The 13652-nt window shown below is 47.7% G+C and carries 10 protein-coding genes and 2 tRNA genes; 11 read left to right on the forward strand and 1 reads right to left on the reverse strand.

Features of this window, described 5'->3' with window-relative positions:
• Positions 1-93: 93 nt before the first annotated feature.
• The 9 genes from ACE5LO_RS24425 to glmS all read left to right on the forward strand — a co-directional run bounded on the left by ACE5LO_RS24425 (position 94) and on the right by glmS (position 11165).
• Positions 94-167: transfer RNA gene (locus tag ACE5LO_RS24425), tRNA-Pro, on the forward strand.
• A gap of 10 nt (positions 168-177) precedes the next feature.
• Positions 178-251: transfer RNA gene (locus ACE5LO_RS24430), tRNA-Gly, on the forward strand.
• 380 nt (positions 252-631) lie between these two features.
• Complete coding sequence (gene ppc / locus ACE5LO_RS24435; protein ID WP_375522540.1) at positions 632-3424, forward strand: phosphoenolpyruvate carboxylase; 2793 nt, start codon at positions 632-634, stop codon at positions 3422-3424.
• 121 nt (positions 3425-3545) lie between these two features.
• Entirely contained in the window at positions 3546-4112 is a 567-nt protein-coding gene (gene sigW / locus ACE5LO_RS24440; RefSeq protein WP_375522541.1) for an RNA polymerase sigma factor SigW, read from the forward strand.
• A gap of 138 nt (positions 4113-4250) precedes the next feature.
• Entirely contained in the window at positions 4251-4865 is a 615-nt protein-coding gene (locus tag ACE5LO_RS24445) for a zf-HC2 domain-containing protein (protein ID WP_375522542.1), read from the forward strand.
• 227 nt (positions 4866-5092) lie between these two features.
• A complete protein-coding gene (gene cdaA / locus ACE5LO_RS24450) occupies positions 5093-5926 on the forward strand; it encodes a diadenylate cyclase CdaA (protein ID WP_375522543.1) in 834 nt (277 codons plus the stop codon).
• Complete coding sequence (locus ACE5LO_RS24455; RefSeq protein WP_375522544.1) at positions 5923-7371, forward strand: CdaR family protein; 1449 nt, start codon at positions 5923-5925, stop codon at positions 7369-7371. Before cdaA ends, ACE5LO_RS24455 begins: the two co-directional genes overlap by 4 nt.
• A gap of 41 nt (positions 7372-7412) precedes the next feature.
• Positions 7413-8753, forward strand: coding sequence for a phosphoglucosamine mutase (glmM, locus tag ACE5LO_RS24460; RefSeq protein WP_375522545.1), 1341 nt, complete (start codon positions 7413-7415; stop codon positions 8751-8753).
• A 579-nt stretch (positions 8754-9332) separates the two neighbouring features.
• Complete coding sequence (gene glmS / locus ACE5LO_RS24465) at positions 9333-11165, forward strand: glutamine--fructose-6-phosphate transaminase (isomerizing) (protein WP_375522546.1); 1833 nt, start codon at positions 9333-9335, stop codon at positions 11163-11165.
• Positions 11166-11261: 96 nt separating this feature from the next.
• Here the strand turns inward: glmS and ACE5LO_RS24470 are convergent, their stop codons facing one another.
• Complete coding sequence (locus ACE5LO_RS24470) at positions 11262-11807, reverse strand: TetR/AcrR family transcriptional regulator (RefSeq protein WP_375522547.1); 546 nt, start codon at positions 11805-11807, stop codon at positions 11262-11264.
• A 295-nt stretch (positions 11808-12102) separates the two neighbouring features.
• Here ACE5LO_RS24470 and ACE5LO_RS24475 point away from each other — a divergent pair, with 295 nt between their 5' ends.
• A complete protein-coding gene (locus ACE5LO_RS24475) occupies positions 12103-12966 on the forward strand; it encodes an aldo/keto reductase (protein ID WP_375522548.1) in 864 nt (287 codons plus the stop codon).
• Positions 12967-13049: 83 nt separating this feature from the next.
• Complete coding sequence (locus tag ACE5LO_RS24480) at positions 13050-13457, forward strand: cupin domain-containing protein (protein WP_375522549.1); 408 nt, start codon at positions 13050-13052, stop codon at positions 13455-13457.
• Positions 13458-13652: the final 195 nt, after the last annotated feature.

Raw genomic sequence — 13652 nt, forward strand, 5'->3', positions numbered from 1 at the left:
TCCCCTTAGCTCAGCTGGATAGAGCGTTTGACTACGAATCAAAAGGTCGGGAGTTCGAATCTCTCAGGGGACGCCATATTTACTTCAAGTTATCGGGACGTAGCTCAGCTTGGTAGAGCACCTGGTTTGGGACCAGGGGGTCGCATGTTCAAATCGTGTCGTCCCGATACTTCATATGCGGGTGTAGTTCAATGGTAGAACTCCAGCCTTCCAAGCTGGTAGCGTGGGTTCGATTCCCATCACCCGCTCCATTGTGTACATACAAAGCCGTGAGGCTTTTTTTGTATTTTACTAAGAAATAAGCTGGAGAAAGCATGCGGTCTGTTTTGCGTTCTCCTTTTTCTGTATCCATTTATATATCCCTGTTTTAAGCCCCGGAATATGTATCCATAAAAAAGTATAAACTACAGATTGATGATTAAGGAAAATCATTTATAATATAGATGAAATTACCTTAAGCATAATTATTTTCTTTTCTGAATAAAAAATCATCCCAGTTATAAATAATAAAGTTCTTTTTCCTCGAAATTTTCCGTTTAAAATTAAAGCTTTTCACCGATTTTTATTGTATGATGTTAAGAAAGTGTCAATTTTTCGTGGTGTGAATATCGGATAAGATGGGAGGAAAAGCATGACTGAGCTTACGTTGACCGCAAATAAAAGCCAATCCAACAATCTCCTGCGGCGTGACGTTCGTTTTTTGGGTACGATTCTCGGGGAGGTCCTTGTACATCAGGGAGGTAATGAGCTTCTTGACATCGTAGAGAGAATAAGAGAAACGAGCAAATCCTTACGGGCCGAATTTTTGCCTGAGCTTTTCGATGATTTCAAATCCATGATCGGGAATCTGGAGCCGGAAATCCGGCATCAGGTTATCCGGGCCTTCGCCATATATTTTCAATTGGTGAACATTGCGGAGCAGAATCACCGTATTCGCAGAAAGCGTGACTATGAACGGTCTGCCGGTGAGGAGATTCAGCCAGGCTCTATCGAAAAATCTGTTCAGGAGTTGAAGGAGCAAGGATTCACGGCAGAGGATGTACATTCCATACTGGGGGAGCTTTCCCTGGAGCTCGTGATGACCGCCCATCCGACAGAGGCCGTGCGGCGTGCCATCCTGGATATTCACAAGCGCATATCTGATTATGTTATGCAATCGGATGATCCGACGCTGACCTTCCGTGAGCGTGAACAGCTTCGTCAGAATTTGTTGAATGAGGTCATTACACTATGGCAGACCGACGAGCTGCGGGACCGCAAGCCAACAGTATTGGACGAGGTCCGCAATGGCATGTATTTTTTCCATGAGACGCTGTTCCATGTTCTTCCTGATGTATATCAGGAGCTTGAACGTTGTCTGAATAAATATTATCCGGACACAAGATGGCATATTCCGACATATCTCCGCTTTGGTTCCTGGATTGGCGGGGACAGAGATGGTAATCCCTCTGTTACCTCTGATATTACGTGGGATACGCTTCAGATGCAGCGCAAGCTGGCTGTGCGGGAGTATCAGCGTATTCTGTTTGACCTGATGAACTCGCTGAGCTTTAGCACAAGCATTGTGACTGTGTCCGACGAGCTTCTGGCTTCCATTGAGCAGGACAAAACAAATGTTACTCTGAAGAAGATGGAAATCTGGCATAATGAAAAAGAACCGTACCGGATTAAATTAGCCTACATGATCGCCAAGGTGAATAACGTGCTTGATGATACCAAAAAGGGCACCAAAGAGCAGTATGCAAGCGCTGCAGAGCTTATTGCAGACTTAAATATCATCGACAGCAGCCTGCGTATACACTTTGCTGATTATGTGGCGGATACTTATATTCAAAAGGTAATACGTCAGGTCGAGCTATTCGGTTTCCATACGGCAACTCTGGATATCCGCCAGCACAGCCAGGAGCATGAAAATGCGATGACCGAGATTTTGGCGAAAATGAACATCACGCCTGATTACAAAGCACTTTCCGAAGAAGCGAAGATTGAGCTTCTGGGCACTTTGATGAATGATCCGCGCCCGATCACCTCCCGCTACCTGGATTACAGTGAAAGCACACGGGAATGTCTGAGCGTCTACCAGACCATCTATAAGGCGCAGCAGGAATATGGTAAACAATGCATCACCAGTTACCTGATCAGTATGACACAGGGCGCGAGCGATATGCTGGAAGTGATGGTACTGGCCAAAGAAGCCGGCTTGTTCCGCAAGGAAGTGGACGGCACGATCATCTGCAGCATTCAGTCCGTTCCGCTTTTTGAGACCATCGATGACCTGCATGCGGCCCCGGAAATTATGAGAAGGCTGCTGAAGCTACCAGTTTATCGCCAGTCGGTGGCAGCGATGAACCATATGCAGGAAATCATGCTTGGCTATTCGGATAGCAACAAGGATGGCGGGGTCGTAACGGCGAATTATGAGCTTCGCGTAGCCATGAACGAGCTGACCAAGATGGCGGGCGAGTTCGATATCAGGCTGAAATTCTTCCATGGACGAGGAGGGGCGCTCGGGCGAGGAGGCATGCCCCTTAACCGCAGCATTCTGGCTCAGCCGCCGGGAACGGTAGGCGGAGGAATCAAGATTACGGAGCAGGGAGAAGTGCTTTCGTCCCGTTATTCTTTAAAAGGCATTGCCTATCGCAGTCTTGAGCAGGCGACATCCGCGCTGCTGACCTCGGCCATGTACCGCCGCTCCGGCAAGGAAGAAAAAATGAATGAAGAGTGGGAAGAGATCATCGCGCAGATTTCTGCAGTTTCGCTGGAAAAATATCAGGACCTGATTTTCCGGGATCCGGATTTCTTTACCTTCTTTAAAGAGTCGACACCGCTTCCGGAAATTGGAGAGCTGAACATCGGCTCCAGGCCGTCGAAGCGCAAAAATAGCGACCGCTTCGAGGATCTGCGCGCCATTCCTTGGGTATTTGCATGGACGCAGAGCCGTTATTTACTGCCTGCCTGGTATGCTGCGGGCTCCGGACTGCAGAGCTTCTATCAGGACAAGGAAGAGAATATGCAGGTGCTGCAGACGATGTACCGGGAGTTCCCGTTCTTCCGTTCCTTGATTGATACGCTGCAAATGGCGATCGCCAAAGCGGATCTGCTGATTGCGAAGGAATACGCCAGCATGACGGAGGACGAAGAAGCGCGCCAGCGTATACTCGGACTCATCACTCAAGAGTATGAGCTGACCTCCAGCCTGATCCTGAAAATTACAGGACAAAAGGAAATTCTGGATAATGTTCCTGTTATTCAGGAGTCTATCAGGCTGCGGAACCCTTATGTCGATCCGCTTAGCTACCTGCAGGTACAGCTGTTGACTGAGCTGCGGGCACCAAAAGAACAAATTGGCGAAGACGCAGAGCTGCTGCGGGAAGTACTGCTTACTATCAACGGTATTGCGGCAGGGCTAAGGAATACTGGTTGATGCGTTGGCAGAGGATGTTTTAAAATACACAGTCGGGTGCTCTAACGAGGACCCGGCTGCTCTGTTATTGTTGACAGGATCATAATCATATCAGCCCATCAGCAAGTCTGGGGGAATAACGGTGGAAAACATGGACAGCCGCTTGGTCAGGCTGATTCTTAAAGGGGATCAGTGGGCTTTTGCGGAGTTAGTGGAGCTTTACAAGGATAAAATATTTCATCTGACGTACCGGATGCTGGGCAACCGTCATGAAGCTGAAGATATGGTGCAGGAGACATTTTTACGCGTCTACCGCAATTTGGATAAGTACGATCCCAATCAAAAATTCTCCACATGGATATACCGGATTGCTACCAATTTATGTATTGACCGGTTACGAAGAAGAAAACCTACATATTCACTGGATGCGGAATTCAATGAGCAGGAGGGAAGCGATGGGTATGCCATGCTTGCTAGCGATGAACGCACACCTGAGGGCGAAACTCTGCTGCAGGAGACGCAGACTCAAATCCGGGAAGCCATAGACGGCCTGCCGGCTAAATACAAATCCATTATGGTGCTCCGCTATTTACAGGATATGTCCCTCCAGGAGATCAGCGATGTGCTTAATTTGCCGGTCACGACAATTAAGACTCGGGTACACCGGGGGCGTGAATTTTTACGGAAAAAGCTTGAACACAAACTGTAGCGTTTTTATGAAACGTATCTGCTGCGGCAGCGTATGTAATGTTGTACGGACGGATCTTGCACCATGGGATGCGCGGACAATGATGTGTCTGCATCTGTTGGCTGCAAGTCGGAAGACTACAAGAAAGGATTGGCTCATATGGAATGCAAAGAGGCCGTCTCTTTGATGCACCTATACCTGGATGGCGATCTGTCCAAGCTGGAAAAGAGTGAGCTGCAGGAACATCTGCTGGAATGCCAGGATTGCCGGATGCGGTTTAAAGAGCTGGAGCGGACCGAAATGATGCTGTTCGGAATCCAGCATCCCCTGCCTTTTGTAACGGATGAGCTGACTGATCGGATTTTGAGCGTTATGCCAACACCGAAGCGGCAACAGCCATGGGTCAAATGGATAAAAAGGCATCCGGCTGCAACTGCTGCGGCTTTCTTTCTCGTTGTCATCCTAGCCAGTATTTTAAGTAATTGGGGCCAGAACAGTCAGCTTGTGGTCCGTGGAGACAATCTGGATCAGGTCGTCATCCATGGCAGCACGGTTATTGTGCCTGAAGGCAAGGCGATTGATGGGGATCTGACAGTGGAGAATGGAACTGCTCAGGTGTACGGGGATGTAGAAGGAAATTTGACAGTGATTGACGGCTCCTATTATCAGGCGTCAACCGCACATATATCGGGACAGGTAAAGAGCATTGATCGGGCTTTGGATTGGGTATGGTATAAAATTTCGAATTTGTTCACAGAAGTGGCATACCGATAAAGCTCGGCCGGAAGGATCTATTTAAAGCGCCTTTTTCCTCGAAAAGGGCGCTTTTTTGAGTCTAAATGTTCCAAAATTTTGCGAAAATAGCTGAAATACACCATTAAAAGCGGAGTTCGGCTTGCAACCTGACCGCGATCGTTATAACCTAGATAAAGAGACCATACTATATACATACCGACGTTTAAAAACAACCCACTTATTACTGACACTGCGGGGGCATGCGCATGCTGGAATATTTTACGAATATGACCTGGAAAGAGTCAATTAAGGACTTAATCGATATTTTAATTGTAACGTACATTATATATCAGATTATTTTACTGGTGCGGGGCACCAGGGCAGTTCAGCTGTTAAAAGGGATCCTCGTGCTGGTTGTCATATGGGCGCTCAGCACCTGGTTTGATTTGTATACGCTGAAATGGCTCATGAACCAGATGTTCACCTTCGGGGTGCTGGCGGTCTTTATTATTTTTCAGCCTGAGCTCAGGCGGGGACTTGAGCAGTTGGGCAGAGGGAAGCTGTTTGGCCGCTCGACTGCCGAGGATGAAGAGCTGAATAAACTGATCGGCGAGATTATCAAGGCGTTGAACTATCTTTCCCGCAGGAAAATTGGTGCCTTGATTGTCTTTGAACGCGAGACTGGTCTGAACGAATATACTGAATCCGGGATAAGAACCCAGGCAGTAGTGAGCTCGGAGCTGCTTATCAATATCTTTATTCCGAATACGCCTCTGCATGACGGGGCGGTCATTATTCAGAACAACCAAATCGCAGCGGCAGCATGTTATCTTCCTCTATCGGAGAATCCTTTTATCAGCAAGGAGCTTGGAACGAGACACCGGGCCGCGATTGGGGTCAGTGAGATGGCCGATGCGGTATCCATTGTCGTGTCTGAGGAGACGGGCCAAATTTCGCTTGCCATTAACGGTCAGGTTGTAAGGGATATTAAGGAAGAATCGCTAATCTCCAAATTGTATGAGGAGCTGCGCCCGGCCGCATTGATGAAGGAAAAGCGCAAGCCGTTCTGGAAGCGGGGGGGAGGCGCCACCAATTCATGATGGACAGATGGTTTAATAATGCAACTTTTTCCAAAATACTGGCTTTGTTGATCAGCATCCTGCTTTGGGCAATGGTCCATCTGGACAGCAGTACGACTTCACCGGGAATTACAACGGCTTATGATAATAAAACAATTAAAGATGTAGCGGTCCAGGCAACGGGACTGGATGACAATTATGTGCTTACCGCCATGAGTACGGACAGGGTGACGCTTCAGGTTAGGGGACAACGCTCATTGTTGACTTCATTTTTTACGGACGATTATAAAGTAACCATTGATTTATCTAATGTGAAGGCGGGGACGGAGACACTGCCGCTGAGAGCTGATCTGCCCTCCGGAGTTGAAGTGATGTCCATTAATCCGTCTATGGTTACGGTAACGGTGGAAGAGAAGAAAACGAAGTCCTTCAATGTAACCATTGCCACGGACGGAGAGCCTGCGGCAGGCATGAGGCTTGGTACTCCTTCCTTGCATCCGGCAGCTGTGGATGTCACTCTGGCGGAGAGCCGACTTGAAGCGGTAGCTTCTGTACGCGGTACCGTGGATGTAAGCGGAGCGAAAGAAAATGTGACCGAACGCAGAATACGGCTTAAGGCATATGATAAGAATGGCCAGGAAATTGAGGAAGCTGTGATTGAACCGGCTACGGTGTCCGCCGAAGTACCGGTTGTTCAGGGTTACAAAACGCTGCCCATAAAAGTTAGCTACACAGGCGACCTGCCTGACGGTCTGGTTCTGGCCAGTGTTAAGCCAAGCGTGACAGAGGCAAGTGTGTACGCTCCAACCTCTGCATTGTCAGGACTAACAGGAAATGTTACTGCGACACTGGATCTCAGCACGCTGACGGAAGCAGGGACCAAGAAGGTTGAGGCCAATCTGACTGTGCCTGTTGGGGCGAAGAGCGTAGCTCCGGCGTCGATTGAGCTGGAGGTTACGGTGGCCCCGGATGGGGAAGTACCCACTATACAAAGGACGATTGAGAACGTTCCGATCCAGACCAACGGAGCTGGCAATTCAGGCAGCATTACGATAGTCAGTCCGGATAGCCAGACTATGAATGTCAATATAAACGGACCTGAGGATCTAGTGAATGAATTGACGAATAACGATATTATATTGGTGGCTGACGTTGCAGGCCTGACCCCTGGGCAGCATGAGGTCCCACTCCAGGTAACGCTGCCGAAGTACATTTCACTTGCAGACGGAGGGGAGCAGTTAACGATTACTGTACAAGTGCAAGAGGGATCGGAACCTGCTGCTACAGACCCGGAAGGGGACACAGGGACGAATTCTGCGGGGCAGAGCAACGAGCCGCCTAATGCCGGAAGCGTTCAGGAGTCGGAGCCTGTGGATGGCCCTGCAGCAGGGGATGCGCCGGAGGGCGGACAGGATGCCAATCAGCAGGGCGGTCAGGATGATGCACCAGATGCAAGTCAGCCTTAAAATAAATAAAGCAGATATATATTAAAGAGGGAGTCATCATAATGGGAAAATACTTTGGAACAGACGGCGTCAGAGGCGTAGCAAATAAGGAGCTGACGGCGGAACTCGCTTACAGCATCGGACGCTGCGGCGGATATGTGCTGGCAGGAAATGTAGAGAAGCCCACGGTGGTGATTGGCATGGACACCCGGATTTCGGGTTTGATGCTGGAATCGGCACTTGTGGCTGGCCTGCTGTCCATTGGAGCGAATGTCATTCGGCTCGGGGTGGTTTCTACACCAGGAGTTGCTTATTTAACACGCATGCTTAAGGCGGATGCGGGCGTGATGATTTCTGCTTCCCATAATCCGGTGGAGGATAATGGGATCAAGTTTTTTGGGGGGGACGGCTTCAAACTGTCGGATGAGACGGAGCTGAAGATCGAAGCATTGATGGATGCTGACGAAGACCGACTGCCTCGTCCTGTAGGAAGTGGTTTGGGGGCAGTTACAGTGGATGATAAATCCCGTTACCTGTATCTGGATTACCTGAAGACGACGGTTTCCAACTCCTTTAAAGGGCTTAAAGTTGTCCTGGACTGTGCCAACGGTGCAGCTTACGAGCTTGCTCCCAAGCTTTTTGCAGAACTGGGCGCGGAAGTCATCGCAATCGGAGCGGGGCCAGACGGCTTGAATATTAACGACCACTGCGGGTCCACACATCCGGAGAAGCTGAAGGAAGAGGTTCTCCGCCAGAAAGCGGACATCGGGCTTGCTTTTGACGGGGATGCGGACCGACTGATCGCCATTGATGAAAATGGGGCAGAGGTAGATGGGGACTTCATTCTTTGCATTTGTGGAGATGCCATGAACCGTGCCGGCAAGCTGAAGGATAGCACGATTGTATCTACGGTTATGAGCAATATCGGCTTCTATAAAGCAACTGAGAAGCTTTCTCTGAAAACGGCGAAAACGGCCGTTGGCGACCGCTATGTCATGGAGGAAATGCGCCGCGGCGGCTACAATCTGGGCGGAGAGCAGTCCGGACACGTGATTTTCCTGGATTATAATACGACAGGCGATGGAATGCTGACCGCCATTCAACTGGTGGATACCCTTGTGGCGTCAGGCAAGAAGCTCAGTGAGCTGAAATCCTTGATGAAGCAATATCCTCAAATGCTGGTTAACGTCCGTGTGCAGGATAAAAGCAATTACCCGGGCAATGCGGCCATCGCGGAAGCGATTCAGAAGGTTGAGCAGAAGCTTGGTGACAATGGGCGCGTGCTTGTTCGTCCCTCCGGCACGGAATCGTTGATCCGGGTTATGGCAGAGGGGCCTGACAAGGCAGAGCTTGAGCGTTATGTCGAAGAAATTGCTGAAGTTGTGAAAAAAGAGCTTGTATAAAGGTACATGTAAGTCTGTGCCCGAGCGCTGCAGAGCATCCTTTTGATTTGAGCGATACGGGCACGGGTATCCATGTGAAAGTAATTCGGTTTCGGAAGGGTACAAAAACCATTGCCAAATCGACATAGACATGCATATAATGTATTAGTATTTTGACTTAAGAAATAGAAAGCGAGGGCAGTGAGGTTTACAACCACTAAGCGCCAGAGCTTGCATTTATGCGCGGGGGAACTGAGGTTCACGGCATAGCAAGCTGACGAGGTGGAGGTGTTCGAAATGTTCGGCGGGGACCTCCCGGTGATGCATCCAACCGTAAACCGGTTTTCGGAAAAGAGATGGGCGACCATTTTTACAACGAACCGGTAAGATGCCACTAAATTATAAAATTATGAATTCATTTCATGAATGTGCGGCCATCAGCAGCTGTGCAGTCCGGGAAAACGTGACATTCGTGAAGATTTTTATTTGTCGATACCGGTTTTCTTTGACGACTTCATAATGAACTCTTTTTCCCGCATGCACCGTATGCTCTTTTTCTTGCTCCCATTCTGTTGAAATGATGATCGGAGGAAATCGAACATGTGTGGTATTGTAGGGTATATTGGAGATAAGAATACACAGGAAATTTTGCTGGATGGCTTGAGCAAGCTGGAATACCGCGGGTATGATTCGGCGGGAATCGCTGTATTTACGAACGAAGGTCTCAAAGTTGCCAAGTCCAAAGGACGCCTCGCCAACCTGGAAGCCAAGCTGGAAGGAACTCCGCTGATCGGCAGCGCCGGTATTGGACATACACGCTGGGCTACACACGGTAAGCCTTCTGACGTAAACTCTCATCCGCATATGGATGAAAGCCGGAAGTTCTCGGTCGTTCATAACGGGATTATTGAGAATTATCTGGAGCTGAAGGAGGAACTGATGAAGGAAGGACATGCGTTTTTGTCCGAAACGGATACGGAAATCGTATCCCACCTGATCGCACGTGAATACCAGGGTGACATCGTCAAAGCGGTACAGAAAGCTATCACCCATATGCGGGGAGCATTTGCGCTGGGGGTATTGACTGAATACGAGCCGGACAAACTGGTTGCAGTTCGCCAGGCAAGCCCGCTGGTCATCGGTGTAGGGGAAGGCGAAAATTTCATTGGTTCTGATATTCCTGCTATTTTGAAATATACACGTAATGTATACATTCTCGAAGACGGTGAGATGGCTGTGCTTACGAAGGATGCTGTCGAACTGTTGACGATTGAAGGGAACTTTATTGCTCGGGAAATGATTCATGTCGATTGGGATGCCGTGACTGCTGAAAAAGGTGGCTATGAGCATTTCATGCTGAAGGAAATTCATGAGCAGCCACGAGCTTACCGGGACACGATGCTTGGACGTATCGATCATGCCAATCATCAAGCCGTTCTGCCGGAGCTGAAGCTGTCTAACGAGCAGATCAAAAATATCCGCAACATCCAGATTGTCGCCTGTGGCACAGCATATAATGCCGGTCTGATCGGCCGTACAGTAATTGAGCAGTTCGCCCGCATTCCGGTTGAGAATGATGTGGCATCCGAATACCGTTACCGTTCGCCAATCATCACGCCGGAGACGCTTGTGATCGTGGTCAGCCAATCCGGTGAAACGGCCGATACACTGGCAGCGCTGCGTGAAGCGCAGGCTAACGGTGCGCATGTGCTCGCTATAACTAATGTGGTTGGCAGCTCCATCGCCCGCGATGCGGACGACGTGCTTGTCACGCTGGCCGGACCTGAAATTGCGGTAGCATCGACGAAAGCATATACTTCCCAGCTCATTGCTTTCTATCTGTTTGGCCTGCACCTTGCGCAAGTTCGCGGTACGATGACTAAAGAAGAAGTTGCTCATGTACTGGCGGCAATGGAAGCTCTGCCTGAACAGGTGGAAGCGATGCTGGGCCAAGCCGATACGATTAAGTCTTATGCTGAGCAAATTGCGAAGCACAAGCATCTGTTCTTCATCGGCCGTGGTCAGGACTACGCTGTAGTACAGGAAGGTTCTCTGAAGCTGAAGGAGATCTCCTACATTCATTCCGAGGCTTATGCTGCTGGTGAACTGAAACACGGCACGCTGGCGTTGATTGAAGATGGCGTACCTGTCATCTCTCTGCTCACCCAGGAAGCCGTGATGGAGAAAACGTTGAGCAACATCAAGGAAGTGAAAGCACGCGGCGCCGAGGTTCTTGCGATTTCTTATGAAGAGCACGCTGCCGAGCTGCTGAAATCCGTGGACCATGTGATTACGATTCCGAAAACTTTGCCGATTTTGACGGCTGCGCTTTCGGTCGTAACGCTGCAATTGTTGGCTTACTACGCTTCGCTCGCTCTGGGTCATGATGTCGATAAACCGCGTAACTTGGCGAAGAGCGTGACGGTGGAGTAATTATAACTGCAAAATAGAACGTGTACCGTATGTTACTTTCAAGGGTTGTTCTGATCATCAGAGCAGCCCTTTTTATTTTTCGTTAAGTAGTATCGACTACAAATTCCTATCTAGCAACACCCCTGTTTGTTCTGCCATGACACGAGGTGGTAAAGGCATATCATTCCTGAACCACCATTCCACAGCCCCCACGACCGCTGCCCCAAAAAATTGAAGAATAACATCTTCACTTAACTCTTGATTTTTTCCTTTAGTTACATCCACTTCAACCTTGTACTCTTCAACCACTAGATCAAGGAACCGACTACGAAAATATGCTGCACTTTTCGTGTTTAACATTGTTGAAAAGAAAATATGATTGTTCGCAAAGTATTCAAACCATACATAGTTCCCTTCTTTAAAAGTCATTTCAGACGCAGATTGACATAATTCTCGGAGATTACTTATATGCTCTTCGATAATCTTAGCAAGTAAGTCAAATTTATCTGTGTAATGGAGATAGATCGTCCCTCGATTAAGATTTGCTCGATCAGAAATATCACGAATTGTAATGTTATCGAAGTCTTTTTCAGCCATTAGCTCAAGAACTGCTTTCTTTATTGCTTCTTGTGATTTCAGTATCCTTCTATCCACTTTAGCCATTTTATAAGCTCACCTTTCTTGGATGATCAACAAATATTTATTACTTGTTGAGTAATCAGCACATCACATAAAATTGCCGATTGAAAGTATCCTGTTCTTGATTAAGAATTATAGATGAGAGTTGATTAAACAATCAATGTTTAATATGTCGAAAAAACATTGGATAACTATGACGAGTTTAGAGGAGGATACATTCATGGATAAATGGTCGAAAGACGAACTGCACAGGATAGCTGAAGCTGATGACTTGCAATCAACACTACCAAAAATATAACCATGCAAAGGAGACAAAAACATGTTTAACGAAACTTACAAATTATCAAATGGTGTTGAGATTCCCAAATTAGGTCTTGGTACCTGGCTGCTTGACGATGAACAGGCAGCACAGGCAGTGCGTGATGCGGTATCACTTGGATATCGCCACATTGATACTGCTCAGGCTTATATGAATGAAGCTGGTGTAGGCGAAGGAATCCGTTCCTGTGGTGTCGCAAGAGAAGAGCTTTTCATTACGACAAAGGTTGCAGCAGAAGCAAAGAACTATGATGCAGTTACGCAGTCCATTGATGAATCTTTAGCCAAAATGGGACTGGATTACATTGACCTTCTGATTATCCACAGCCCACAGCCTTGGAAGGAGTTCCGTGAGGAGAACCGTTACTTCGAGGAAAACAAAGAAGTATGGAAAGCAATGGAGGATGCTTATAAGACAGGCAAAGTAAAGGCAATCGGTCTTTCTAACTTCCTTCAGGATGATATAGAGAATATTTTTGCAAGCTGTGAGATCAAGCCTATGGTAAATCAGATATTGGCACATGTGAGCAATACTCCTTTGCAGTTAATTGAATTCTGCCAGAAGAATGACATCCTGGTAGAGGCATATTCACCAATTGCACACGGTGCGATCCTTGATAATACTGAGGTTAAGGCAATAGCTGATAAGTACGGAGTATCTGTTGCTCAGCTTTGCCTGCGTTATGGTATCCAGTTGGGCCTTGTAGTCATCCCTAAGACGGCAAATCCAGATCATATGAGAATCAATGCAGAGCTTGATTTTGTTATCAGTGATGCGGATATGGAAACTTTGAAGAATGTAGAGCACATCCAGGATTATGGTGAGCATAGCTTCTTCCCGGTATTTGGCGGGAAATTAAAGTAAATCGGTAATGAATAGGGACTTTTTTAACAATGGGTCAGCCCGAGGGATACAAATATTAATGATGTTTTATTGGAGGAACCAAAATGGCAAAACATGAAGAAGTGCAAAATGGCGTGATTTTCCCCGTGGGAGAGAAGAATGAAGCATTTGCAAAGTATTTTGTGGGACAAAGTTACCTAAAAACGTTGGTTGCCGATTCTAAAGTTAATGTTGGAGTTGGGAATGTGACCTTTGAACCGAGTTGCCGGAATAACTGGCACATCCATCGAAATGGGTATCAAATTTTATTAGTAACTGGCGGTGAAGGGTGGTACCAGGAAGAGGGGAAAGCTGCCCAATTGTTGAAAGCCGGTGATGTTATTGTTATCCATGATGGTGTAAAACACTGGCACGGTGCAACAAAAGACAGCTGGTTCGAACATATTGCAATCACTGCAGGTACACCGGAATGGCTGGAGCCAGTGTCAGATGAAGAATATACCAAACTTTAAGTGATAAAAAAACAGTAATTGGCGTTAAAAATAGCCACTATCCCTAAGCTAACAGGCAGCTATACTTAAGACGACACCGATGTACTTGTACGGTGTCGTCTTTTTGTTCGCTGTCCATTTAGTTGTTGAAGAGTTGACCCTGTTCAAGATCCGCGATGAGCCCGGGGTGCAATGCTCTCACATTGCCTGAAAATG

Origin of the sequence: Paenibacillus medicaginis (assembly GCF_042138635.1) — a bacterium.
GTDB lineage: Bacteria > Bacillota > Bacilli > Paenibacillales > Paenibacillaceae > Paenibacillus > Paenibacillus medicaginis.

Excerpts from the sequence above, each read along its gene's own strand:
- ACE5LO_RS24470 (WP_375522547.1), bottom strand. The coding sequence starts at position 11,807 with ATGGCTAAAGTGGATAGAAGGATACTGAAATCACAAGAAGCAATAAAG.
- glmS (WP_375522546.1), top strand. The coding sequence starts at position 9,333 with ATGTGTGGTATTGTAGGGTATATTGGAGATAAGAATACACAGGAAATT.
- ACE5LO_RS24475 (WP_375522548.1), top strand. The coding sequence starts at position 12,103 with ATGTTTAACGAAACTTACAAATTATCAAATGGTGTTGAGATTCCCAAA.
- ACE5LO_RS24455 (WP_375522544.1), top strand. The coding sequence starts at position 5,923 with ATGATGGACAGATGGTTTAATAATGCAACTTTTTCCAAAATACTGGCT.
- glmM (WP_375522545.1), top strand. The coding sequence starts at position 7,413 with ATGGGAAAATACTTTGGAACAGACGGCGTCAGAGGCGTAGCAAATAAG.
- cdaA (WP_375522543.1), top strand. The coding sequence starts at position 5,093 with ATGCTGGAATATTTTACGAATATGACCTGGAAAGAGTCAATTAAGGAC.
- ppc (WP_375522540.1), top strand. The coding sequence starts at position 632 with ATGACTGAGCTTACGTTGACCGCAAATAAAAGCCAATCCAACAATCTC.
- ACE5LO_RS24445 (WP_375522542.1), top strand. The coding sequence starts at position 4,251 with ATGGAATGCAAAGAGGCCGTCTCTTTGATGCACCTATACCTGGATGGC.
- ACE5LO_RS24480 (WP_375522549.1), top strand. The coding sequence starts at position 13,050 with ATGGCAAAACATGAAGAAGTGCAAAATGGCGTGATTTTCCCCGTGGGA.